General features: G+C 40.9%; 24 protein-coding genes. 21 read left to right on the top strand and 3 right to left on the bottom strand.

From position 1 onward, the window contains the following. The first annotated feature begins 178 nt into the window (after nucleotides 1-178). Together rny and RBQ60_RS11440 are read left to right on the top strand one after the other, a co-directional pair. Nucleotides 179-1,726 (top strand): ribonuclease Y, encoded by a 1,548-nt coding sequence (gene rny / locus RBQ60_RS11445; protein ID WP_331654188.1) that lies wholly within the window; start codon nucleotides 179-181, stop codon nucleotides 1,724-1,726. A gap of 165 nt (nucleotides 1,727-1,891) precedes the next feature. Next, nucleotides 1,892-2,260 carry a hypothetical protein gene (locus RBQ60_RS11440; RefSeq protein WP_307883824.1) on the top strand — a complete coding sequence of 123 codons (369 nt, stop codon included), beginning with the start codon at nucleotides 1,892-1,894 and terminating at the stop codon, nucleotides 2,258-2,260. A gap of 133 nt (nucleotides 2,261-2,393) precedes the next feature. Here RBQ60_RS11440 and RBQ60_RS11435 read toward each other — a convergent pair whose 3' ends face one another. Both RBQ60_RS11435 and RBQ60_RS11430 read right to left on the bottom strand, forming a co-directional pair. Further along, on the bottom strand, nucleotides 2,394-3,722 hold the full coding sequence (locus RBQ60_RS11435) for an MATE family efflux transporter (RefSeq protein ID WP_307883823.1): 1,329 nt from the start codon (nucleotides 3,720-3,722) through the stop codon (nucleotides 2,394-2,396). Between the two features lie 282 nt (nucleotides 3,723-4,004). Then, on the bottom strand, nucleotides 4,005-5,771 hold the full coding sequence (locus RBQ60_RS11430) for an Rqc2 family fibronectin-binding protein (protein ID WP_307883822.1): 1,767 nt from the start codon (nucleotides 5,769-5,771) through the stop codon (nucleotides 4,005-4,007). Between the two features lie 550 nt (nucleotides 5,772-6,321). Between RBQ60_RS11430 and RBQ60_RS11425 the strand changes: the two genes are divergently transcribed. The 16 genes from RBQ60_RS11425 (at nucleotide 6,322) to RBQ60_RS11350 (ending at nucleotide 21,790) form a co-directional block, all read left to right on the top strand. Next, nucleotides 6,322-7,209, top strand: a complete 888-nt coding sequence (locus tag RBQ60_RS11425) for a YicC/YloC family endoribonuclease (protein WP_307883821.1) — start codon at nucleotides 6,322-6,324, stop codon at nucleotides 7,207-7,209. A gap of 14 nt (nucleotides 7,210-7,223) precedes the next feature. Beyond that, nucleotides 7,224-7,481 (top strand): DUF370 domain-containing protein, encoded by a 258-nt coding sequence (locus RBQ60_RS11420; protein WP_307883820.1) that lies wholly within the window; start codon nucleotides 7,224-7,226, stop codon nucleotides 7,479-7,481. A gap of 2 nt (nucleotides 7,482-7,483) precedes the next feature. Further along, nucleotides 7,484-8,092 (top strand): guanylate kinase, encoded by a 609-nt coding sequence (gene gmk / locus RBQ60_RS11415; RefSeq protein ID WP_307883819.1) that lies wholly within the window; start codon nucleotides 7,484-7,486, stop codon nucleotides 8,090-8,092. A 2-nt stretch (nucleotides 8,093-8,094) separates the two neighbouring features. After that, entirely contained in the window at nucleotides 8,095-8,382 is a 288-nt protein-coding gene (rpoZ, locus tag RBQ60_RS11410) for a DNA-directed RNA polymerase subunit omega (RefSeq protein ID WP_307883818.1), read from the top strand. 119 nt (nucleotides 8,383-8,501) lie between these two features. Continuing rightward, nucleotides 8,502-10,952, top strand: coding sequence for a primosomal protein N' (priA, locus tag RBQ60_RS11405; protein WP_307883817.1), 2,451 nt, complete (start codon nucleotides 8,502-8,504; stop codon nucleotides 10,950-10,952). A gap of 200 nt (nucleotides 10,953-11,152) precedes the next feature. Continuing rightward, nucleotides 11,153-11,614, top strand: a complete 462-nt coding sequence (def, locus tag RBQ60_RS11400; RefSeq protein WP_307883816.1) for a peptide deformylase — start codon at nucleotides 11,153-11,155, stop codon at nucleotides 11,612-11,614. A 13-nt stretch (nucleotides 11,615-11,627) separates the two neighbouring features. Continuing rightward, nucleotides 11,628-12,557, top strand: a complete 930-nt coding sequence (fmt, locus tag RBQ60_RS11395; protein ID WP_307883815.1) for a methionyl-tRNA formyltransferase — start codon at nucleotides 11,628-11,630, stop codon at nucleotides 12,555-12,557. Between the two features lie 40 nt (nucleotides 12,558-12,597). Continuing rightward, nucleotides 12,598-13,269 (top strand): zinc metallopeptidase, encoded by a 672-nt coding sequence (locus RBQ60_RS11390; protein ID WP_307883814.1) that lies wholly within the window; start codon nucleotides 12,598-12,600, stop codon nucleotides 13,267-13,269. Nucleotides 13,270-13,620: 351 nt separating this feature from the next. Continuing rightward, nucleotides 13,621-14,967, top strand: a complete 1,347-nt coding sequence (rsmB, locus tag RBQ60_RS11385) for a 16S rRNA (cytosine(967)-C(5))-methyltransferase RsmB (RefSeq protein WP_307883813.1) — start codon at nucleotides 13,621-13,623, stop codon at nucleotides 14,965-14,967. Nucleotides 14,968-14,973: 6 nt separating this feature from the next. Beyond that, a complete protein-coding gene (gene rlmN / locus RBQ60_RS11380; RefSeq protein ID WP_331654187.1) occupies nucleotides 14,974-16,017 on the top strand; it encodes a 23S rRNA (adenine(2503)-C(2))-methyltransferase RlmN in 1,044 nt (347 codons plus the stop codon). A gap of 96 nt (nucleotides 16,018-16,113) precedes the next feature. Then, on the top strand, nucleotides 16,114-16,857 hold the full coding sequence (locus RBQ60_RS11375) for a Stp1/IreP family PP2C-type Ser/Thr phosphatase (protein ID WP_307883812.1): 744 nt from the start codon (nucleotides 16,114-16,116) through the stop codon (nucleotides 16,855-16,857). After that, entirely contained in the window at nucleotides 16,857-19,274 is a 2,418-nt protein-coding gene (locus tag RBQ60_RS11370) for a protein kinase domain-containing protein (protein WP_307883811.1), read from the top strand. Before RBQ60_RS11375 ends, RBQ60_RS11370 begins: the two co-directional genes overlap by 1 nt. Before the next feature lie 12 nt (nucleotides 19,275-19,286). After that, the gene (rsgA, locus tag RBQ60_RS11365) at nucleotides 19,287-20,168 is read left to right on the top strand and encodes a ribosome small subunit-dependent GTPase A (protein WP_307883810.1); all 882 of its coding nucleotides are present in this window, start codon (nucleotides 19,287-19,289) and stop codon (nucleotides 20,166-20,168) included. A 1-nt stretch (nucleotide 20,169) separates the two neighbouring features. Further along, the gene (rpe, locus tag RBQ60_RS11360; protein WP_307883809.1) at nucleotides 20,170-20,832 is read left to right on the top strand and encodes a ribulose-phosphate 3-epimerase; all 663 of its coding nucleotides are present in this window, start codon (nucleotides 20,170-20,172) and stop codon (nucleotides 20,830-20,832) included. Then, nucleotides 20,825-21,472, top strand: coding sequence for a thiamine diphosphokinase (locus RBQ60_RS11355; RefSeq protein WP_307883808.1), 648 nt, complete (start codon nucleotides 20,825-20,827; stop codon nucleotides 21,470-21,472). Before rpe ends, RBQ60_RS11355 begins: the two co-directional genes overlap by 8 nt. A gap of 114 nt (nucleotides 21,473-21,586) precedes the next feature. After that, on the top strand, nucleotides 21,587-21,790 hold the full coding sequence (locus RBQ60_RS11350) for a large ribosomal subunit protein bL28 (RefSeq protein WP_307883807.1): 204 nt from the start codon (nucleotides 21,587-21,589) through the stop codon (nucleotides 21,788-21,790). A gap of 67 nt (nucleotides 21,791-21,857) precedes the next feature. On the opposite strand, the gene RBQ60_RS11345 is transcribed toward RBQ60_RS11350, so the two are convergent. Further along, on the bottom strand, nucleotides 21,858-22,028 hold the full coding sequence (locus RBQ60_RS11345; RefSeq protein ID WP_307883806.1) for a hypothetical protein: 171 nt from the start codon (nucleotides 22,026-22,028) through the stop codon (nucleotides 21,858-21,860). A 530-nt stretch (nucleotides 22,029-22,558) separates the two neighbouring features. Between RBQ60_RS11345 and RBQ60_RS11340 the strand changes: the two genes are divergently transcribed. From RBQ60_RS11340 to RBQ60_RS11330, 3 genes are read left to right on the top strand one after another with little or no spacing between them, the layout of a single operon-like run. Beyond that, entirely contained in the window at nucleotides 22,559-23,476 is a 918-nt protein-coding gene (locus RBQ60_RS11340) for a ribonuclease Z (RefSeq protein ID WP_307883805.1), read from the top strand. Nucleotides 23,477-23,493: 17 nt separating this feature from the next. Beyond that, on the top strand, nucleotides 23,494-24,522 hold the full coding sequence (gene tsaD / locus RBQ60_RS11335; RefSeq protein WP_307883804.1) for a tRNA (adenosine(37)-N6)-threonylcarbamoyltransferase complex transferase subunit TsaD: 1,029 nt from the start codon (nucleotides 23,494-23,496) through the stop codon (nucleotides 24,520-24,522). Nucleotides 24,523-24,529: 7 nt separating this feature from the next. Then, nucleotides 24,530-25,060, top strand: a complete 531-nt coding sequence (locus RBQ60_RS11330; RefSeq protein ID WP_307886011.1) for a GNAT family N-acetyltransferase — start codon at nucleotides 24,530-24,532, stop codon at nucleotides 25,058-25,060. The last annotated feature ends 141 nt before the right edge of the window (nucleotides 25,061-25,201 follow it).

Genomic DNA, 25,201 nt, shown 5'->3' with positions numbered 1-25,201 from the left:
ACCGAAAACAGATAAAATGTCTGTTTTTCGGTTCTTTTTCTACTGTTGTCGCTTTAATGAGTTAAATTGTTTCTTGACACTTATGGTAAAAAGTAATAAAATAATAGAGTGTTTTATGATGCTACTTAAATGGTATATGAAAACAAAAAATAGAACTTTGAAAAATGAATAAGGGGAGGTGTTTTTCATAGAGCCGATAAGTATTATCTGTGCTGTTGTTGGTATTCTAGTAGGCGCTGTTTGTGGTGTCCTTTATCGTAAACGTATTGCTGAGGCAAAGGTTGGTATGGCTGAGGAAAGAGCCAAAAAAATCGTAGAGGATGCGGCAAAAGAGGCAGAAGGGCGTAAGAAAGAAATTATGCTGGAAGCCAAAGAAGACAGTATCAGAACAAAAAACGAATTGGAAAAGGAAGTTCGTGACAGAAGAAATGAACTTCAAAGAAATGAAAGAAGATTGTTCCAGAAAGAAGAAACACTGGATAGAAAGACAGAAGCTCTGGAAAGAAAAGATGAGCAGATGGCCAAGAAACTGGAAGAATTGGAAAAACAAAAAGAAGAGGCAAAAGCTCTTCATGAGAAACAGCTTCAAGAGTTGGAGCGTATTTCCGGTTTGACAACTGAAGAAGCAAAGAACTATATCCTTGCTATGGTAGAAAATGATGTGAAGCACGAAGCAACATTGATGATTAAGGAAATTGAAAGTAAGGCTAAGCTGGAGGCAGACAGACGTTCTAGAGAAATTGTTGCAAATGCAATTCAAAGATGTGCTGTTGACCATGTTGCAGAAACTACGGTTTCTGTTGTTCAGCTTCCAAATGATGAGATGAAGGGGCGTATTATCGGTCGTGAAGGCAGAAATATTCGAGCATTGGAAACTTTGACGGGTATAGACCTGATCATTGACGATACTCCAGAGGCGGTTATTCTTTCCGGTTTTGACCCTATCCGTAGGGAAATTGCAAGACTTGCTTTGGAAAAACTCATTGTTGATGGGCGTGTTCATCCATCCCGAATTGAAGAGATGGTAGAAAAGGCTAGAAAAGAAGTAGAGGTTATTGTAAGGGATGAAGGCGAGACGGCTACTTTTGATACTGGCGTAAATGGTTTACACCCTGAGCTTGTTAAGCTATTGGGTAAATTGAAGTACAGAACAAGCTATGGACAAAATGTTTTAAAACATTCCATGGAAGTTGCTCATTTAGCGGGACTTATGGCCGCTGAGCTGGGTGTAGATGTAACCCTGGCGAAAAGAGCAGGTTTACTTCATGATATCGGAAAGAGTGTGGATCATGAAATGGAAGGTTCTCACGTTAGCATAGGTGTTGGATTATTAAAGCGTTACAAAGAAAGTCCGTTAATTATTAATGCTGTAGAGGCGCATCATGGCGATGTAGAGCCTCAGAGTATTGTGGCTGTATTGGTACAGGCGGCAGATGCCATTTCTGCAGCTAGACCTGGCGCAAGACGTGAAACTTTGGAATCTTATATTAAGAGATTACAGAAGTTGGAAGAAATTGCTGACAACTTCAAAGGCGTTGAAAAATCCTTCGCAATTCAGGCAGGCCGTGAGTTGCGAATTGTAATAATACCTGAGGATGTAAACGACGAGGGTATGACTCTTCTTGCAAGAGATATTGCAAAGAAAATTGAAGAAGAGTTAGAATATCCCGGACAGATCAAAGTGAATCTGATACGAGAAACACGGGCGGTTGAGTACGCTAAATAAGACTATTAAAGTCCACCTTTGGGTGGACTTTTTTTTAACCCTGTAGATGTGAGGCAAGAGTAATTTCAGATTGAAGCGTTGGAAGGTGGAAACATATAGTAGCACATGATATTTTTTTGTGGGATAATGGTAAGTGATATTATTATTTTTATTGGAGGGGATAATATGATTCGGTCTTTTTCATTTCGTTATGGGGATAACACAGGGAAACAGGAATGGTATCGGGTTGAGGATGACGGTAAGGCCATTTGTGTGCGAATGGACATGCGTGACGAAGAGGAGCATACCTTTTATGCGGAAGTTGAGGGAGAGTTTTTAAAGGAGCTTGAAGAGAAGCTTGAGGTTGGGGGTATCGTAAAATGGAATGGATTTTACGATATCGAAACATGTCTTTGCAGTGGAGATTCATGGGTACTGCACATTTTTTATACCGATGGAAAAGAAGATGTACATGCCATGGGGCACTCTGCCCGCCCAGATGGGTTTGAAACAGGTGTAAGGGTGATAAAGGAAATATTTGCTAGGTTTTTGTAAATCCAAGGTCTATATTGAAATATTTAGTTTTTATTTAACTGAATTGTTTCAAGAAATTGTTTTTGAAACTTGGAAATACATCTATAAAAGAAAAAGTGATATGCAAAGGAATATGCATATCACTTTTTTCATTTTACAAATAGTGGTAGCGTTTTTTATTTACGAAAAGAAGGATTAAAGCTAAGGTTGCAGTCAGAGCTTCTGCAATAGGAACCGCCAGCCAAACGCCATTGATGCCAAAAACATGAGGCAAGAATAGGATACAGGTGGTAACAAATACAAATGTTCTCAAAAAAGATATGATTGCCGAAACCGTACCATTTGATAGAGCAGTAAAGAAAGAGGAAGCAAAAATATTTATGCCCGCAAAGAGGAAGCACCACGCAAATATATGGTACCCTTGGAGGGTAATTTCGTAGGTTGCGGTATTCTTTGAGGTGAAAATTGCAATGGTAGGCGTTGCCATAAAGAAAGAAAAGACAGAAATCACCACCGAAGAAACCAGTATCACTTTGACACACATTTTAAACATTTTTTTCATCCTAGGGATATTTTGGTTACCATAAATATAGCTGAAAATTGGTGCCACTCCATTGGAAAAGCCCATATATGCTGCCGAAAATAAAAATTGGGCATACAAAACGATGGTAATTGCAGCAACACCATCTTCACCTAAGTATTCCATCATTGCTAAGTTAAACAGAAACGTAGTAACTGCCATAGCGGATGAAGTTACCATTTCTGAGGAGCCATTTAGCATACTACGCAATATAACGTTGCCGTCCCATTTTGGTTTTAAAAAATAAAGGGTGGCTCTTGGTTTTGCAAAGTACCACAGGGGAGGTAAACCGCCTATAAGGAAGCTGGAGACAGTACCCCATGCGGCACCCTCAACTCCCATACCCATTACGACGATAAATAAATAATCAAAAAATATATTGGCAAAACCTGAGGCAACATTCAACCACAAACCTAAATGAGGCTTTCCGGCCGTTACAAAAAAGGTTTGAAACAATACCTGTACTACGGAAACGGAATAGAAGGTAAAAAGCACTCTGCCGTAATCTTGGCAATAGGGCAAGAGGACTTCATTTGCCCCCAAGAAACGGGACAACGGGGTAATAAATGCCAAACAAACCCCTGAAAGAACGAGTCCCAATATTGTGGTAAATATAGTAATCAAAGTAAAGTTTCGCCGTGCTTCATCCATCTTGCCTTCTCCAAGTTTGCGGCCGATGACAGCACTACCCCCGGCGCCTAACATAATGCCAACGCCAATCATAACATGAATTAAGGGGAATATAATATTAATTGCAGACAAAGCATCTGTACCAACATAGCGGGATACGAAAATACCGTCTACGATGGTGTAAGTAGCAATGAATATCAACATCGTGATTGTTGGTAAAGTAAAACGTAATAAAGAGGATAAATTAAAATCCTTTGCCAGTTCATTTTGCATAATAAAAACCTCAATTCAAAAGTAGGAAGGCTGCTTTTTTTGAAGCAGCTCAAGTTATTTGAAACGTATTAAAAGGTGTAAACACAGGGTTTACATTGTAAGACTAAGGGTTTTCCATAAAAGTATTGGGAAAATAATATAATTATAACACCTTATTTTCTTAAGTTCTCAAAGAATTTATTCGGAAAATAAGTTTAAAATAGGCGGAGAGTCTCCGCCTTTGACTTAACACTATTTTTATAACAAAAGTGCTGCAGATATTTCTGAAAGCAATCACTCTAGTTACATTGTTTCCATCGCCTGTATCTTATTTTCATCGGGGGTTACGTAAATGGTACGATTGGTAAGATAGATTACCATGCCAGGTTTTGCCCCATTAGGCTTTTTTACATTTTTACGTAAGGTATAGTCAACGGGAACCATACTGCTATTCTTTGCTTTACTAAAATAGGCAGCCAAATGAGCTGCTTCTTCTAAAGCCCCATCACTTGCCGTACCAGTGCCGTTGGTTTTGATGATTACGTGGGAACCAGGAATATCCTTGGTATGCATCCATATATCGGTGCTATCTGCAAAACGCAAGGTTAATTCGTCATTTTGCAAGTTACTTTTGCCCACAAAAATATCAAAGCCATCTGCAGAAACAAAATGCAAGGGTTTTGCTTTTTTGGGTTTGGAGGCACCTTTTTTGGGAGCTTGGCGGCGAATAAATCCGCTTTCTGCCAATTCCGTTCTTATTTCCGAAAGATCGGCGTCGTCAGAGGCACTTTCCAAAGCATTTAAGACACTTTCCAGATAAAGAAGCTCTTCATCATTTTGCTTTTCCTGTATCTCCAATGCGGTGAGGGTTCTCTTTGCTTTATTGTAACGAGAAAAGTATTTTTGTGCATTTTCTGCCGGTGTCTTCGTGGGATCTAAGGCAATTTCAATTTCTCCCATATTCTCATCATAAAAGTCTATGGTGCGATAGGTTGTTACCCCTTGGGGGATGGCATAAATATTTGCTGTAAGGAGTTCCCCCTTTTTACGCCAGATTTCCATATCCGCCACATCTTTACGAGTTTTTAACTGGATTTCTTTTTTCTTTATACAGCGTTCAATATTTGATACCACCAAACGCCGCATATCATGGGCTTTTTGGCGGATGTGATAAGCATTATCCCGCTCTTGATAAAAACCTTCTAACAAAGAGGATACGGATGTGAAGTTCTTTTGTTCCAAGGCATGGAATTCTGACATTTCTACAACGGCGAAATCTAAAACACGGTTGGAGTTTGGATGGTAATAGATTTTTGGTGTGAAATTTGCCTGTTTTACTTCATCCATCACTTGTTGAAAAGCGATAAATAAATGTTCACTTTCTTCTGTTGTTGTTTGTTGACAAGAATTAGACGGATCCAAGGAAGCACGGAAACACATTTCCCCTGCCATAATGGGGCTAATTCCTGTATAGTTTTTATAAAGAAACTCTTGGAGTTTTTGTCCTTCTTGCAGATGCAAGGTATATAAAAAGTCTGATTTTACAACAGTAAGAGGATTCTTTTTATTTTGTGAAGGGGGAAAAACATATTCTTTTCCCGGCAAAACTTCTCGGACTGAACTTTTTTCATGGGTAATTCGCTTTATGGAATCAAGAATTCGCCCTGTTTCGTCGGTTAAAATAAGATTGCTATGCTTTCCCATAATCTCCAAAATCAGATGTTTAACCGTCATATCGCCCATTTCATTTGCAGATTCAACTTTAATGATGACAATACGTTCAAAGTCAGGCTGAGAAATATCAATGATTCTACCCCCTGCAATATGTTTACGTAAAACCATGCAAAACAAAGGGGCTGTCATAGGGTTTTCTCTTGCTGTCTCGGTAATATGGATTCTAGGCGTACCTGAATTTGCAGAAGCTAATATTTTATGGACAACGCCTATACCTCTTACGGTAAAGCGGATTTCATCCGCCACCGGTTGATGGATTTTATCAATTCTGCCGCCAATAAGTTTTGTTTTTAGTTCATGTACGATAGCTGCTGTGGTGATACCGTCCAAAGCCATGAGGCGTTCCTCCTTTTCATGCGTATGTGCCGATATAGTATAACATAGTGTGACAGATAATACACGGAAGATAAAAATTAAAATTTGATTAAAAAAATCACCTAAATGTTGATGTTTTTCTTGCTATTTGTAGGTGCTTAAGCTATAATGGGGGGCAATGTATTTAAGAATAAAGGGTTATTTTTTATGGAAACTTCTAGTGTGCTAAAAAAAGTCAAGGCGATACTCTCAGGTTTTTTTGTTGTCGGAGGTATGAAGGGATGATTCTGTAGGTTTTTTAGCTTATGGCTATTTTCCAAAAGGCACCACTTTTCCCCAGTAGGCAAGGCCTGTTTTTCCAGTCTTTTTGCTAATAAATATATATTTAGCACTCTTGGTTTTTCATGAACCTATTTCGCTTTTTTGAGCCAATTTTTGAATCTTTCCCTTACAAATGCCACTAAATTGGGTATTTTGTCAGGCATTCAAAGAGTTTTGGTAAATGACAAAGGTGTATGAAAGAAACTGTTTTTCTAGAAAACAAGTACAAAGCAAAAAGAGAGGAAAAAATATGAGCACAGGTGTTAGAAGTATGACGGGATACGGCCGAGGTGAGCATATCGCCGAGGATAGAAAATTTACCATTGAACTAAAGTCCGTAAATCACAGATATAATGATATTAATATTAAGTTACCTCGTTCTTTGGCAAGTTTAGAAGACAAGATAAAAAAATATATTATGCAACAGGTTTTTCGTGGAAAAACTGATGTTTATATCGGTTTTGAAACCTTTGCTTTAGATGATGTTGAGGTGAAGTTAAATCAAACTTTGGCTCAAGCTTATGTAGAAAAACTGAGAATGCTTCAGGAAAGTTTAGGTTTGGTAGGAGGCAGTTTTTTAGAATTAGCTGCGAAATTTCCTGATGTCATTACAATTGAAAAGCCTCAGAAAGATGAGAAGGTGATTTGGGAAGCCTTATTACCTGCTTTGGATGAGGCGGTGACACGTTTTGTTTCCATGCGTGAGACAGAAGGCGGAGCTTTGAAAAAAGATATTCTAACAAAGGCAGAACGAATTAAAACCTTGGTTGAACAAGTGAAGGAACGCTCTCCTTTGGTAGTAGAGGAGTATAGAGATAAACTAAACAGCCGTTTAAAGGATTTATTAGATGGGATTGATGTTGACCCTCAGCGTGTTGCAACTGAAGTTGCAGTTTTTGCAGACAGAGGTTGTGTTGACGAAGAAATTACCCGTTTACGAAGTCACCTAGTACAGCTTGCCGATATTTTAGAAAAAGGTGGGCAGGTAGGAAGAAAGTTGGATTTTCTTGTACAGGAAATGAACAGAGAGTCCAATACCATTGCTTCTAAGGCAAACGACATTCAAATTGTTCAGGCCACCATAGAATTAAAAAGCGAAATTGAAAAAATTCGTGAGCAAATTCAAAACTTAGAGTAATTGGGAGTGGTTGCATGGAAAAAATACAGTTTTTGAATATCGGCTATGGTAATGTAGTATCTGCAAATAGGGTGATTGCCATTGTGAGCCCAGATTCTGCCCCCATTAAGCGCATTGTGCAGGAGGGGAAGGAAAAAGGGAATTTAATTGACGCAACGTATGGCAGAAAGACTCGTTGCGTGATTATTATGGATAACGGGCATGTGGTGCTTTCACCGAATATGCCTGAAACAGTCGGTGGCAGGCTTTCCGCAGAGCAGAAGGGGAATTGAGAATGAAGAAACAAGGAATATTGCTAATTATTTCCGGTCCTTCCGGTTCAGGCAAGGGGACGGTGGTAGAGCAGCTTTGCAAAAAAGATAACTTTTCACTTTCTATTTCCGCAACAACAAGGGAGCCTCGGGAGTATGAAAAGGACGGGGTTCACTATTTCTTCCATTCCAAAGAAGAATTTATTCGCATGCAAGAGCATAAGGAACTTCTGGAATGGGCAGAATTTTGCGGGAACTATTACGGGACACCACGCAAATATGTTGTGGAGCAGTTAACCCAAGGGAAAAACGTTATCCTTGAAATTGAAGTGCAAGGGGCGTTACAAATAAAGAAGATTTATCCCGATGGGGTTTTAGTTTTTTTAATGCCACCAAACTTGGAAGAGTTGGGCAAGCGCCTAACCAATAGAGGAACAGAGGACAAGGAAACCATTAACCGTAGAATCCACAGGGCCTTAGAAGAAATGGAGTTAGTAGATGAATACGATTATGTAGTCATTAACGATACTGTTGAACAGGCCACAGAAGATATGCTTACGATTGTTCAGGCAGAAAGAATGAAGTGCAATAGAAACCCTAATATAAAAAAGATTTTTAAAGGAGAGATGTAGGCGTGTTAAGACCTTCTTATACAGATTTATTGGAAGTACTCAATCAAGAAACAGATGATATTACTTTAGGCAGCAGATATACCATTGTAATTGCGGCGGCAAAAAGAGCAAGACAGCTAGTTGACCGTGCTGAGCCTTTGGTTAGCAAAATCAAAGTGGATAAACCAGTTTCTATCGCAGTGAATGAACTCTATGAAGGAAAAATCAAGGTTCGCCAGGCAAGAGATTTTGGTTGTGGTGAAGAAATGCTTCGGATGGAAGGGGCCTTTTTTGAAGCAACAGAAGAATAAGAAATAAGTGAGGACGATAAACAAAACCCATCTTGGGCAGGACAAAAATGTTTGCCAAGAATTTTGTTTATCGTCTTTTTTACCAAGCGTATAACTTTTGCGGCAAAGGGGGGAGAGATATGAAGTTTGCCAGAGTGATTGTTGGAATGAATAGCCCTGAAACAGATCGGGTTTTCGACTATAGAGTCCCTGAAAAGTTTGAAGACTTAGCTTTGCAAGGGGTACGGGTTATTGTGCCTTTTGGTAGAAGAAACACAAAGACAGAGGGGTATATTCTTTCCCTATCGAACGACAGTGAAGTGCCAGCGGAGAAACTAAAGGATTTGGCTGATATTTTGGACGATGGCAGACCTATTTTTAGCTCTACTATGCTGATATTGGCACAATGGATGAAAGAAAGGTATTTTTGCACCCTGAACCAATGCTTGCAAGCCATTATGCCCACGGGAATAAGAACCAAAAGTACTTGGTACGTTTCTAAAATGGTGCAAGTGGAGGAGTCAAAGTGTAGCGATGGCGAACGGGCGGTTTTGGAGGCTTTGGAGGATTTTGGGGGCACTGCTGAACTGGCGGAATTGGAAAAGGCCTTAGGAAGTGGTACGAAAAAAACAATTTTGCAGCTTCAGAAAAAGAAAATTATTGTTGTAAAGCAGAAACTTTTACGTTCAGATTATAAAAAAGAAAAGCGTTATATTGGAATTAACTTCAATTCTTCATTATTAGAAAATGCAAAAATAAAAGCGGAAAAAGAAAAACGACTAGTTGGACAGAAAAAACTATTTGATTTGCTTATGGAAAAAGGTGAATGCACTATAGAGGAGATTCGTAGTTTTGGTATAACCGACTCGCCAATTAAAACCTTATTGGCTAAAGGGATTTTGCAAGAGCGAAGGGAAGAAACAAGACGAGCCGTTTTTTCTTTAGAGGATTATGAAATAACACAGCCCTTTCTTCCCACATCTGAGCAAGCTAAGGCATTAAAAGAAATCGAAACTCAGCTTTTGCAGAAAAAGAAAAAACCCCTTCTTCTTCATGGCATTACAGGAAGTGGGAAAACAGAAATTTATATGCAGAGCATTGCCAAAACTCTAGCTATGGGGAAGCAAGCGGTGGTTTTGGTGCCGGAAATTTCTTTGACGCCCCAAACTATGGAACGGTTTATTTCTCGTTTTGGAGATGCTGTTTCCGTTACCCATAGCAGGCTTTCCCCAGGGGAGAGGCTGGATCAATGGAGAAAGGCCAGAGATGGTGAAATTTCCGTTATCATTGGCCCTCGGTCTGCATTATTCATGCCTTTTTCTAACTTGGGCATGGTGATTATAGACGAGGTTCACGAAAATAGCTACGTTTCTGATATTACTCCCAAATATGATGCAAGAGAGGTAGCTAAGAAATTAGCCCATGAAACAGGGGCTCTTCTCATTATGGGGAGTGCTACCCCAGCCTTGGTGACTTATCACCGAGCCATTCGGGGGGAGTACGGCTTGTTAGAGTTAAAAGAACGAACTGGTGGAGGGTTTCTTCCCCAAATGCACATTATAGATATGTGCCAGGAGTTGCAAGAGGGAAATCGTTCTGCCTTTAGCCGTACCCTGCAGGATGAAATGCGAATAAATTTGGAAAAAGGTGAGCAAAGTATTTTGTTCTTAAATAGACGGGGATTTGCAACCTTTGTATCTTGCCGTAGTTGTGGCCATGTGATGCGTTGCCCAGAGTGCAACATTTCTTATACGTACCATGCAAAAGAAGAAATATTAATGTGTCACTACTGCGGGAAAACGGCAGAAAACCCCAAGGTTTGTCCTGTTTGCAGTTCTAAATTTATTCGGTATTTTGGAACAGGCACCCAAAAAATTGAGGATGAGGCAAGGCGTTTATTTCCCGAAGCAAGGATTTTGCGCATGGATCTGGATACAACCATGAGAAAAGACAGTCATACGAAGATTTTGGAGGCCTTTCGTAAGGGAGAGGCAGACATTTTGGTGGGAACGCAAATGATTGCAAAAGGCCATGATTTTCCAAACGTAACGTTAGTGGGTATTATGGCGGCTGATAGTTCTTTAAATACTGGGAATTTCTATGCGTCGGAGAACACATTTCAATTAATTACCCAGGCAGGTGGCAGGGCTGGACGGGCAGATGATACAGGTCGGGTTTATATTCAAACGTATCAGCCAAAACATTACTGCATTACTCATGCCGCCAAGCAGGATTATAAAGGGTTTTATGAGGAAGAAATTTTACTCCGTGAGATGATGGGATATCCTCCTTTTGGTGTATTTTTCTCTGTCGTAATCAGTGGCGGGAATGAGAAGGAAACCATTTTAGCTTCTGACGGCTTTGGGGAAATTTTGCAGGAAGAAAATAAAGACGGTCGGTTTTTTATAATGGGGCCTGTGCCAGCCACCTTATCTAAATTCAGAGGAGAGTTTCGTCAAAGGATATTAATACAAGGCACAACGGAAGAGAGCCTTGTTCCATATGTGCTTCGGTGCGTTGAAAAAGGGAAGAAAATTGCAAAGAAAGAGATTCGTTTTAATCTAACTCTAAACCCCTTAAATATTGTGTAACGGTATTTTTTGTGATAAAATATTCGTTAACACCATTGACATCTAACTGAGGTTCATTACAAGGGCATTAAAAGCCTAGGATATCATTATTTTAATTCCAAAAGAATGAGGAACCTCTGTTGTATTATTTTGATCACTAAACCTTTCGGTTTTTATAAGAAAATTTATTTGTAGAAGTATATTTTTAGGAGGTAATATAAATGGCAACGAGAGAAATCCGTTTGAGTACGGATGAAGTTTTAAGAAAACTTTGCAAGCCCGTGAAAGAAATTAATGCTAACACAATAACTTTGTTGGATGATATGGCTGAAACCATGTATGCTGCCAATGGTGTGGGCCTTGCGGCACCCCAGGTGGGCATTCTTAAAAGAGTGGTTGTAATCGATATTGGGGATGGTTTGATTGAACTGATTAACCCTGTTGTTGTTGAAAAAACAGGATCTCACATTGACTATGAAGGCTGCTTGAGTGTTCCTGGAAAAAGTGCACTGGTTGATCGTCCTGAATACGTAAAGGTTGAGGCTTTGAACCGTAACGGTGAAAAGATTGTTGTGGAAGGGGAAGAATTAATGGCAGTTGCCCTTTGCCACGAAACGGATCATCTTGATGGGGTATTATACTTTGACAAAGCCATTCCTGAAGAAGAAGTGGAAGAGGTTTAAGGAGGAATCGTCCATGAGAGTGATTTTTATGGGTACACCGGACTTTGCGGTGTATTCTTTAAAGGCTTTATTAACCCAGCATGAAGTCATTGGTGTGGTTAGTCAGCCTGATAAGCCGAAAGGCAGAGGGAAAAAGCTTGTTCCCACGCCTGTTAAGGCATATGCTTTGGAACAAGGACTTCAGGTGTATCAGCCTGAAAAAGCCAGAGACCCAGAGTTTGTGACAATGCTTGAGAAACTTGCACCTGATGCCATTGCTGTAACTGCTTTTGGACAGATTTTGCCTGAGAGCATTCTAAATATTCCCAAGTATGGTTGTATTAATGTACACGGTTCTTTATTACCCAAATACCGTGGGGCGGCACCCATGCAATGGTCTATTATAGACGGGGAAAAGGTAACAGGGATTACCACCATGTTTATGGCCAAGGGAATGGATACAGGGGATATGTTATTAAAAACAGAAGTGGAAATTGCTCCAGATGATAATTTTGCGTCTGTTCATGATAAAATGGCGCAAGCAGGGGCAAACTTGCTTTTAGAGACATTAACAGCCTTACAGGCAGGAACGGTGGAAAGAATTCCCCAAGATCATGAGGCGGCCACACATGCACCCATGATTACAAAGGAAACAGGTCATATTGATTGGGCAAAAAGTGCCCAGGAAATTATTGATTTGATGCGTGGCCTTGACCCAGCTCCTGGGGCTTATGCAATTTATGAGGATGAGCCTTTGAAGCTTTTTAAGGGGATCAAAGCAGAAGGAGATTATCCACAAGGGAAACTAGGAGAAATTGTAGACGTAACAAAGAAGGGGTTCGTCGTAAAATGCGGCGATGGAGGATTGACGATTACAGAGTTGCAGGCCAGAGGCAAAAAACGTATGGCTACTGACGCGTACCTACGGGGGCATGCAATGAATAAGGGCGTCCTTTTACAGTAACGGTCTTTTTAGACTTTGAAAACAAAAGGAGGAACCAATTATGTATATATTATTAATTTTAGCAATGATACTTTCGCTATACGCACAGAGTAACATATCCAGTACCTATAACAAATACGCAAAAGTTGCCAATAGACGTGGATTTACAGGGGCTCAGGTTGCAACCCAAATGTTAGAAAATTCGGGTATCTATGACGTAAAGGTTGAAAGAGTGGCGGGGAATTTAACCGACCATTATGACCCTCGTACGAAAACATTACGCCTTTCTCAAAGTGTTTATGACAGTAAATCCGTAGCGGCCTTAGGCGTGGCTGCCCATGAAACTGGCCATGCTATTCAGCACGACGTAGGGTATGCCCCTCTTTCTTTACGCAGCATTCTTGTTCCAGTGGCAAATTTAGGGTCTAGACTTTCGTTTCCTTTAATATTCTTAGGTATGTTTTTTACCAGCAGCAGTAGTAACTTTATGATTAAATTGGGAATTCTTCTATTTGCTGCATCGGTAGCGTTCACCCTAATTACTCTGCCCGTAGAATTCAATGCATCGTCAAGGGCAATTACCCTTTTGGTAGACCAGAGCTTTTTGGATGAAAGCGAAGTTGGTGGTGCTAGAAAGGTTTTAAGTGCGGCGGCATTGACTTATGTAGCAGCAGCAATTGCGGCTGTTGCCCAGTTATTACGTTTACTTGCTATTTTTGGCAGAAGAGACTAAGAACACCATAAAAGGCCGATTCTTTCAAAAGAAAAATCGGTCTTTTGCCATTTCTTGCGAGTTTGAAATAGACGGTGAAATGGCGAAAAATGTTGCCCTATGGCTTAGAATCATTTATAATAATAATTTGATGGATTAAGGCAACACCGCCTAATTCTCGGCTGATGCCTTATGCATCCGTCGGATTGCATCTTTTTTCGTCAGACTGCATAAAAATGCTCATCAATACCTGCCAGTATTCATTGCGTTTTTGTTTTGTCTGCGAAAAAATCTGGCTACACATTTGGATGTACTGAATATGGGGTATTACCTTAGATTTTTTGATTAAATTCCTATGAAGGGGAAAAAAGAATGATACAGATTAACCCAAGAGAAATTGCTGCCCAGGCCATGACGGAGATTATGGAGGAGGGTGCATATAACAATATGGCATTACGCAGATTGCTTAGACAAAACGGTGCCATGCCACCAAAAGATCGTGCTTTGGTAACGGAAATCGTTAACGGTACTTTGCGGAATTTATATTATATTGACCATGTGATTAACCAGTTTTCAAAAACCAAGACGGAAAAAATGAAGCCTTGGGTTTTGGCGGTATTGCGTACAGCGGTTTATCAGATATACTTTATGAAAACACCTGACTCTGCTGCCTGTAACGAAGCTGTAAAGCTGATTGCAGCTAGGGGATTGGCACCACTGAAAGGATTTGTGAATGGTGTTTTGCGTACCATAGGACGAGAAAAAGACAGTATTGTTTTACCTAAAGAAGGAACTGCGGAATTTTTGAGTATTCAGTATTCCCATCCCCTTTGGCTCATTAAAATGTGGATCGCTTATTTTGGATATGAAGAAACCCAAAAGCTTTGCAAAGCAAACAATTGCCCACCTTATGTAACCATACGAGTAAATACATTAAAAACAAAGAAAGCATTGTTGAAGAGTATGTTGGAAAAGAATGGAATCATGGTCATGGATGGGAAAATTGTCCCCCAAGCCCTACATCTAAAGAAAACAGCGGACATTGGCGGACTAAAGGCGTTCAAAGATGGTCTGTTTCATGTTCAGGATGAAAGCTCTCAGCTTGCGGTAAAGGTTATGGACCCCCAAAGGGGAGAAACCATACTTGATCTTTGTGCTGCTCCCGGAGGGAAGAGTTTTACAATTGCCCAAAGTATAGAGAACGAGGGCAGGCTAGTATGTGACGATATTTACGAGCATAAAATGGAATTGATTTCCCAAGGGGCACAGCGTTTGGGAATTACCATAATTGAAGTAAAGCAGCAGGATGCTACCCAGTGGAATGAGGAGTATGCTGATACCTTTGACCGAGTTTTGGTGGATGCACCATGCTCTGGCTTAGGATTGATGGGCAAAAAGCCTGATATTCGATTGAAGAAAAACGGCGAAGAAATTGATCAATTGGTTCCCATTCAGCGTCAAATATTAGAAAATGGGGCAAAATATGTAAAGTCAGAGGGCGTTTTGATTTATAGCACTTGCACCCTTTGTAAGAAAGAAAACGAGAAAAATGTGGAGTGGTTTTTGAAAAATCATCCTGATTTTGTCGCTGAGGATATTACAGCGTATTTGCCAAAAGAGATATGGCAGGAAACCGCCGAAAAGGGGTATGTTACTTTATTGCCCCATAAAAGCAAAACCGATGGATTTTTTATTGCAAAAATGAGGAGAAAGGGATAGGTCATCATGACGAAAGCAGATTTAAAATCAATGGATTTACAGGAATTACAGCTTTTTTTAGGAGACTTGGGCGAGCCAAAGTTTCGTGGAAAACAGGTTTTCCAGTGGATTCATGAAAAACAGGTTGCCTCCTTTGATGAGATGACAAACCTTTCTAAAAGCTTGCGGGAAAAACTTCAGCACAGTGCAACCCTTGGGGGCGTTGAAATGGTACGCCGATTGGTGTCTGAAATTGATGGAACCAGAAAATATCTTTTTGCTTTGGAGAATGATTCGGTTATTGAAAGCGTATTGATGAAATATGAATATGGTAATACGGTTTGTATTTCAACCCAAGCAGGCTGTCGCATGGGGTGCAGATTTTGTGCCTCTACTTTGGATGGTGTAGAACGAAATTTAACTGCTGGGGAGATGCTTTCTCAGGTTTATGAAATACAAAAAGATTGCGGTGAGCGTATTAGCGGCGTTGTACTCATGGGCAGTGGAGAGCCTTTGGATAATTATGAAAATGTAGTGAGCTTTATTCGTTTGATTAACCATCCTGAGGGGCAAAACATTGGGCAAAGGCACATTACCCTATCCACCTGTGGGCTGACGGAAAAAATGTATCGTTTAGAAGAGGAGCATTTTCAGATTACCCTTGCCGTATCTTTACACGCACCAAACGATGAAATTAGAAAAGAGATTATGCCTGTGGCAAAGGCCAACCCCATGGACCTCCTTTTAGATGCTTGTTTTGATTATACGGAAAAGACAAAACGTCGTATTACCTTTGAGTACGCTATGATGCGGGGGGTAAACGACAGCGATGATTGTGCCAGAGAGCTGGCTTTGAAGCTTCGGAATATGCTTTGCCATGTGAATTTGATTCCTGTTAACGATGTAAAAGAGCGAGATTTTATGAAAAGCTCTGGGGACAGGGTGAAACGATTTGCTGCAATTTTACAGGAAAATGGCGTAGAGACTACCATTCGAAGAAGGCTTGGCAGTGATATTGATGCTGCTTGTGGTCAGCTTAGACGCAGTCATCTTAAAGACAAAAGAGAGTAAAACGAATTGCCCCAAGGAGCTTTTCTTAGAGAGAATGAAAGACTTTGGCCTAGGGGATAATGATTACGGATTTTGTGCACCCAGGAGGTGGATTGTTTGAAAGCAGTTGGAATCAGTGATATCGGGAAGTGCAGAAAGAATAATGAGGATGCTTTTTATGTACCTTCTTGTACTGATGATATTCAAAATCTTTTTATTGTGGCCGATGGCATGGGGGGATGCAATGCAGGAGAAGTGGCTAGTCGATACGCCATCGACTCGTTTTTATACTATATTCGACAGGAGCGGGATACACATTGTCAGGAGGATATTCCTGACTTATTAACAGAGGCTATGGTGGCTTCCAACAAGGCCGTTTACGAAAAGTCCAATTCGGGACGGGAGTTTGCAGAGATGGGAACGACTTTGGTTGCTGCTGCGGTACAGGATGGTAAAATTTTTGTTGCCTATGTTGGGGATAGTCGAGCTTATTTGTTTCGTAAAAAAGAGTTAAACCCTCTCACAACAGACCATTCTTATGTGATGGAGTTGGTTAAGGTGGGCTCTATTACCCGAGAAGAAGCGGCAACCCATCCCAAAAGGAATATTATTACCCGTGCCGTGGGGATTAAAGAAACAGTTGAGACAGATGCTATCGTAGAAAATGCGATGAAGGGTGACATCTTGTTACTTTGTACAGATGGTCTTTCCGGAATGTTATCTGATAAAGATATGGCAGAAATAATAGGAAAGAGAATGACCTTAGAAAAGAAAGCACAGAGACTGGTTGAAATGGCCAACGAACGAGGAGGATATGACAATATTTCCTTGATTTTGGTTGATGTAGGAGGTAAGAACTAATGTTGTTGAATCCCGGAACTGTCCTTGGGGATAGATATGAGATTATAGAAAAAATTGGCTCCGGTGGTATGGCAATGGTTTATCGGGGCAAAGATAAAAAACTAGATAGATATGTAACAGTTAAGGTTTTGCGAGAGGAGTTTATTGGTGACGATGAATTTATTGATAGATTCCGTTCGGAAGCTTGTTCCGCAGCAAGGCTTTCTCATCCCAATATCGTTCGTGTTTACGATGTTGGAGAGGATGGTGAAATTAGCTATATCGTGATGGAGTATATCCATGGGGACACTTTAAAACAGGCCATTCGTCAAAAGGCACCCTTTGATTCTCGTTCCACTTTGAACGTAGCGATTCAAATTGCTTCCGCACTGGCACAAGCCCACAAGGCTCATATTGTTCATAGAGATATTAAGCCACAAAACATTTTGGTAAGTACCGATGGGGTGGTTAAAGTTACAGATTTTGGAATCGCAAGAGCCGCAACGGTTTCTACCATGACTACCACGGCCAATGCGGCAGGTTCCGTTCATTATTTTTCCCCAGAACAAGCCAGAGGTGGCTATGTAGACGAAAAGAGCGATATTTATTCCCTAGGCATTACCATGTTCGAGATGATTACAGGGGCTTTGCCTTTCCAGGGGCATAACTCTGTTTCCATTGCACTTAAGCATATTAACGAGGGGTTACCTGATATTAGGCAATACAACCCCAACTGCACGCCTGCCATTGAGGGAATTATCAAAAAGGCTACAATGAAAAAGGCGGACGAGCGTTATGCTACCATTGAGCAGATGCTATCGGATTTGATTCGGGCAAGAACAGACACGGCAGGGGGATTTTTACATACAGAAGTGCCTGTTAAAAAAGAGGTTGAGGCTGCTGTTACGGCGGCAACCCTTGCTGGTGCACCCACAGGCTCTGCTGACGGTGTGCGCCGTTCTAGAAGGGCAGCCGTGGCAGCGGAGATACGTGAGTTGCAGGAACAGGAGGACAGGGTTGAGGAACCTGTTTACCAAAAGGATTCAAAAGGGTCTCAACAGTATGTGGATTTAGCGGAAACCATTAAGGCGGTTGACCCCAAAGAAGTGGAATTTATTAGGTTAAACAAAAATGTATATTCGGAAAACTCGGAAAATACCGAGGTGGAGGAAGTTACGTCACAGCCTGTAAATGAGCCTATGGTTAGCTTTGAAAAATACAGTAAAAAGTTACGCTTGTCTAAAGAAGACCAGTATGAAAATGAATATATGGAGGCAGAAACTGTGAAAACAAGTAAGAGGCCCAAAAGAACACGTAGAAACCCAAGAAAAGAAGGGGATTACGGAAATGAAAATGACCGCAGAACGGAGAAAAAAGTGATTATTGCAGCCATTGTTACGGCTTTGGTAATTATCGGTGCTATTTCCGTTGTGGGCATGAAGTTCTTAAGCGGTGGTTTTGGCGGATTTGTTGCATCAGAAAAAGATATTAAAGTGCCTACGTTTGTTGGTGTTCCTTTGCAAGATGCCAAGGCGGCAGCCCAGCAGATGGGCTTGGAACTGGTGGAGGAAGGACAGGACTATAGCAATTACTATGATGAAGGGTATATCATTTATCAGTCTGTTGGGGACGGTACAATGGTTTCTTCTGGAACAAAAATTGGTATCAAAACAAGTCTTGGCTTGACTTCCCAGGATATGCCTTCTGTGATTGGTCAGCAAGAAAAAGCTGCTACAGACAAAATCATTTCTTTGATTGGTACGCCTCCAAGAATTGAATATGAGTTCAGTGAAGGCAAAGAAATAGGAATTGTTTTGGAACAAACACCAAATGAGGGAACAAGCATTAATGCAAAGAGTACCATTGTTTTGAAGGTGAGCAAGGGCGAAGAAAACCAGAGTGTTTCTGTGCCTAATGTTATGGGTCAAACAGAAGAACAAGCGAGGAAAGACCTAACAGCCGTTGGCCTTGTGGTTGGCAGTGTATCCCATGCGGAAAGCGCCACTGTGGATAAAGGTAAGGTTATGACCCAGACCTTAAGTGCAGGGCAAGAGGTGCCAAATGGAAGCGTTGTTAACTTGGTAATTAGTTTAGGCAAGGCTACGGTGACGGAACCTGATGATAATGAAAGTAACAATGGCAACAACAATAATGGTAACAGTAATAACAATAATTCAAACAACAGCGGCAACGGAAACAATGAGACAACAACGGGGTCTAAATCCTTTACAATCGCTGCACCCAGTGGTGCTGATGGAGACCTATATGTACGTCTTGTTCGAAACGATGCAGACGGGCTTTTCCCAGTTGTGGATGAAACGAGAAATTCAACCCAGTTCCCCTATACCGTAACAATTACAGGTAGAGGAAACGGTACCGTAAGTTGTTATATTGATGATGAGTTACAGTGGACGCAAAACGTGAATTTTTCTGGATAAGGTGGCGGATATATGCTGAAGGGCGTAATTGTAAAGGGAATCGGCGGATTTTATTATATTGATACCGAAAGGGGCGTTTTTGAAACACGTGCCCGAGGGATTTTTAGAAAAGAAGGCATCCGACCTACGGTAGGGGATCATGTGAGGATTTCCATTTTGGATGAAGAGAATAAAAAAGGTAGTTTGGATGAAATATTGGAAAGAAGAAATGAGCTGATTCGCCCAAGAGTTAGTAATGTTGATCAGGCGGTTATTGTCTTTGCTGCAAAAAGCCCCAATATGAATTTAGATTTGTTAGATCGGTTTCTGCTTCTTGCCGAGGAGCAGGAGTTGGAAATTGTAATTGTGATTAATAAAATTGATAAGGACAAGAAAAAAGAATATGAAGAGGTTGCAAATATTTATCGGCAAACGGGGTATCCTGTAATTTGCACCAGTGCAGAAGAGGGTATTGGAATGGAGGCGTTACAGCAAGTTTTGGAGAACAAAATTTCTGTATTTGCCGGGCCTTCCGGTGTTGGAAAAAGCAGCTTAATTAATGCAACGTATCCAGGGTTAGAGTTAAATACAGGCGAAATCAGCGAGAAGATACAACGAGGGCGTCATACCACCAGACATGCGGAATTAATCCGTATTTCCGGAAACAGCTATATTGTGGACTCTCCTGGGTTTACCTCTCTATTTTTAAACCATATTCCATCGGAAAAATTGCAGTATTATTTTAAGGAATTTGAACCTTTTGTACACGAGTGTTATTATAATGGATGTGTGCATATAAACGAGCCTGATTGTGCCGTTAAAGCGGAAATTGGCAGAGTTATTGACCCCATGCGTTATGAACGGTATGTGACGATATTTCAGAATTTGAAGGACGAAGAAGAAAGGAAAAAGTAAAATGATTTATCTTTCCCCATCCATGCTTTCCATTGATTTTACAAAGATTGGTGAGCAGTTGGCAACCATTGAAGAAGCGGGCACACCTTATATCCATTTGGATGTAATGGACGGGCTTTTTGTACCAAACATTTCTTTTGGAATTCCTGTAATCAAAGGGATTCGTAAGGCGAGCAATATGGTGTTCGATGCTCACCTTATGATTGTGGAGCCTGAAAAATATGTAGAGGAGTTTCGTAAAGCAGGCGCAGATATTATCAACTTCCATTTGGAAGCAACAAAAGACCCTAAGAAAGTCATTGATTTAATTCGGGGTACTGGGGCAAAAGTGGGTATTACCATTAAGCCTAAAACCCCTGTGGAAGCGCTGAAGCCTTATTTAGCAGATGTGGATATGTTTTTAGTTATGACGGTAGAACCTGGTTTTGGTGGCCAAAAGTTTATGGAGGATCAGGTGCCTAAGATTCGCCAGTTGGCTGATTGGAAAAAAGAAATGAATTTGAACTATGACATTCAGGTGGATGGCGGCATTACTCAGGATAACGTAAAAATTGTTTTGGATGCAGGGGCAAACGTAATCGTTGCAGGCTCTGCGGTATTTGGAAAAGAAGACATTGCCAAGGCTGCCCAGGACTTCATGGAAATTTTTAAGGAGTATGAATAAAATGAAGGCAGTGATTTTTGCCGGTGCAAAAATTTTAGATTATGAATTTTGCAAAGAATATGTGGATAATGCTGAACTACTTATCTGCTGTGACGCAGGAATGCATCATGCCAAGGCATTGGGGGTGACCCCTGATTATATTGTGGGGGACTTTGATTCCGTAAGCCAAGAGGTTTTGGAGTACTACAAAGGAAAAAACATCCCCTTTCTTCAGTTTCCTACGAAAAAGGATCAGACAGATATGCAGATAGGCATTCATTTGGCATTAGAAAAAGGGGTAACGGATCTGGTTCTATTAGGTGGAATTGGAAATCGATTTGATCATACCTTAGCCAATGCCCACCTACTTTTGGGATTATTGAAAAAGGGCGTAAGAGCAAGGCTTGTTGACGAGAACAACTGCGTTGAGTTGGTGGATAAGCCAATTACGATTCATGGTAATATTGGGGATTTGGTTTCAACCATTCCCTTATCCATGATGGTAAAGGGGATTACCCTGACAGGTTTTGCTTACCCTTTAACGGATAGAGACTTGGCTCTGGACGATGAGATGGTTGCAGTAAGTAACGTTTTGGCCAAGGAAGAAGGTATAATTGAATTTACAGAAGGATATCTTTTTGTCATTCGTTCTAAGGATTAGTATAATGAAGTAGAAAAAAATAAATTATCCTCTGATTTTCCTTGCAAAACTTTGATTTTTCTGCTAAAATATTTTTGTTGTGTCACATAGGCATGAGAAGAGGAGGTGCAGACAATGGCTAAATGTGAAATTTGTGAAAAGGGCCAGATTAAGGGTCATAGAATCAGTATTAACCGTAGTCAGGTTAGTAGACGTGCAAATAGAAAGTGGAAACCCAACGTAAAGAAAGTTAAAATCGTTGAAAATAGTGGTAATGTGAAATCTATTTACGTTTGCACAAGATGTATGCGTGCAAATAAAATTACACGTGCAATCTAATTGACCGAAGTGTAAAAGCCTTTTTCCATTTATGGAAGAAAGGCTTTTTTTCGTTTTGAAATGTTTGCTAGCAACGCTTGAAATTAAAAACCAGCCATGTCCCAGCGGCAATAAATAGGATGGCCAACAAAGGGATACAATAGGGAATAAGCACCGCCAGAAGCATACCCAAGCCTAAAGAAAGCAAAACAACGCCGCATAGCCATTTCATTGGTGAATTTTGACATCTTCTGCGCATCCAAACACCCCCTTTAGTATCTTTATTCAGAAAAGGGTGTTTTTGTGCCTTGGAGGGGAATTTTTGTTTACTTTTTTTGATTAGTCTTGTTTAAAGTGAAGGTAGTTTAAAGAATACTTCGTTTATAGACTGGATCTTAATTGACAGCTAGTTTCTCGAAGATTCCTTGAAGGTGATAATAAAAGAATGAGGCGCTTTGTTATGCCTTTTGGTTAAGCGAAATAGTGACAAGGAGAAACTTGGATTTATGGCCAGATCGGGCCGTATAGATAGGTCAATTTTCGAAAATTCGCTGGAAGTTACCCAAAAAAGAACGAGGAATACGGGAACTTCTATTGGTGAGGGTTTTTAGGGTTTTACAAGAAATTAAGCCAATGCTTTGATGCTCCTGGCAAAGAATAGAGAAGGTACAGGAATGTATGGAAAAAGGCTGAGTATATTGTGTCTTTTTGGTGGCAAAACTTGTATTTTAGCAGGGAATACGATATGATAAATTGAAGGGTTATTTTTTGAAATAAAAGGAGAAGGTTATGCTTGATATATGTTTGCTGGGAACAGGCGGAATGATGCCCATGCCCGGGCGATTTTTAACGGCAATGTTGGCAAGGGTTAACGGGCGATTATTATTGATAGATTGCGGCGAAGGTACGCAGGTAACCATGAAGATGCAAGGATGGGGGTTTAAATCCATTGATGTGATTTGCATTACCCATTTTCATGCAGATCATATCTCGGGACTGCCAGGGCTTTTGTTAACCATCGGGAATGCAGGTAGAGAGGTCCCTCTTACGTTGGTAGGGCCGCAAGGCCTTGAGTATATTGTAGAAGGCTTACGTAGGATTTGTCCAGAATTGCCCTATCCTTTAGAATATATAGAAATCGGGAAGGATACACCAAATCCAATTAAGGTTGGTGAGTTTAGTATTTCTTACTGCTTGGCAGATCATATGGTAAGATGTTATGCGTATCGAGTTGATTTACAGCGAAGAGGAAAATTTGACATAAAAAAGGCAGAGAAACTAGGGTTACCTAAAACTTTGTGGGGAAAGGTGCAGAAGGAAGGCTCCGTAGAACATGAGGGAAAGGTATATACGGCGGACATGGTGCTGGGGGATGCCAGAGCTGGCATTGGGGTGGCTTATTGTACAGATTCCAGACCCGTGGACAGGCTGAGGGACTTCATTCGAGGTGTACAGCTTTTTATTTGTGAAGGTATGTATGGTGAAGACGAGAAGAAGCAAAAGGCCAAGGAAAACAAGCATATGTTATTTTCGGAGGCGGCAGGTCTTGCCAAGGGCGGTGAAGTTGGAGAGCTTTGGTTGACGCACTTTAGCCCAGCACTGAACGAGCCAGAGTTATTTTTGTCCGTAGCACAGGAGATTTTCCCCAATACGGCATTAGGAGAAGAAAGAAAAAGTACCACCATCCTTTTTCCAAAAGAAGGGTGATTTGGAGGGCATAAAATATGGAAGAAAAAAAAGATATTTATATATTGGCCATTGAGAGCTCTTGCGACGAAACAGCGGCGGCTGTGGTGAAAAATGGGCGAGAGGTGCTTTCCAACGTGATTTCATCTCAGATAGACTTACACACCTTATATGGGGGCGTCGTGCCTGAAATTGCCTCTAGGAAGCATATTGAGGCCATAGACGGTGTCATTAGCCAAGCGTTGCAAGAAGCTGGCCTTACACTGAAAGAAGTGGATGCCATTGGAGTTACCTATGGCCCAGGGTTAGTAGGTGCTTTATTGGTTGGATTAGCAGAGGCAAAGGCCCTCGCTTTTGCGGCAGAAAAGCCTTTGATTGGTATACATCATATAGAGGGGCATATTTGTGCCAATTATATAGAAAATAAAGAATTTGAGCCGCCTTATATGGCTTTGGTTGTTTCAGGAGGTCACTCCCATCTGGTTTACGTTTCTGATTATGGGAAGTATGAAATTTTGGGAAGAACAAGGGATGATGCCGCTGGCGAGGCCTATGATAAGGTTGCTAGAGCAATTGGAATGGGTTACCCTGGAGGGCCCAAGATTGATGCGGCGGCGAAAAAAGGGAACCCAGAAGCGGTAAAGTTCCCTCGGGTTTTTTTAGAAGAAGATAGTTATGATTTTAGCTTCAGCGGTTTGAAGTCCGCAGTTTTGAATTATGTAAATAAGCAGAAGATGATGGGAGAAGAAATAATCCCTGAAGATATTGCAGCAAGTTTTCAGCAATCTGTTGTAGAGGTTTTAGTTGGGAAAACAATAAAGGCCACAAAAGACAGGGGGGTGAACAAAGTTGCTTTGGCAGGGGGCGTTGCTTCAAACAGCGCACTTCGTGAGAAAATGAAAAAGGCCTGTGAAAAAGAAGGGTTTATATTAAGTATCCCTTCCCCTATACTTTGCACCGACAACGCAGCCATGATTGGTTGTGCGGCGTATTATGAGTATTTGGCGGGTGTTCGTGACGGATTGGACTTAAATGCAATCCCTAATTTAAAATTAGGGGAGAGATAAGTTGGGGGTGTGGCTTTTGATTCGCAAGGCAACGTGTAGAGACATAGACCAAATTGAAGCAATTTACAACGAAGTTTTAGATTATGAGGCGTCTACGGTGAGCTATACCAATTGGAAAAAGGGGCTTTACCCCACCAGAGCAGACGGGGAAAAGGCATTAAAAGCAGGGACTCTTTTTGTTGGAGAAGATAAGACGGGGCATCTTTATGGATGCGTAGTTTTAAACCATATTCAACCCAAGGAGTATGGTGTAATTCCATGGAAGGTTCAAGCAAATGGAGATGGGGTTCTGGTGATTCACACCCTTTGTATCAGGCCAAACTGCAGTGGAAGGGGGTATGGCAAAGAGTTTGTTGATTTTTCGGAAAAGCATGCCCGTGAGCTGAATTGTAAAACCATTAGGCTTGATACTTATGAGGGGAATTCACCTGCCATTGGACTATACTCTCGTCTTGGGTATCATTTGGCAGGAACTAGCCTTTTCCATTTTCAAAATGTGATTTGGGAAACCTTAGTGTGTATGGAAAAGGAAGTGTAGTGAAGATTTTTTGATTAAACTTTTGTTGAGTTCAGCTGAAGGTTAGAATCGTACCTTCTTTGTATCAACAAAGAAGGAAGTGCCTTTAGCATTCTTAAAAAAATGAGGTATCTACGAGATACTGTAGATACCTTTGTAAAC

The sequence above is a fragment of the Anaerotignum sp. MB30-C6 genome (assembly GCF_030908465.1).
GTDB lineage: Bacteria > Bacillota > Clostridia > Lachnospirales > Anaerotignaceae > Chakrabartyella.
This window is presented reverse-complemented; position numbering and strand designations above follow the sequence as displayed.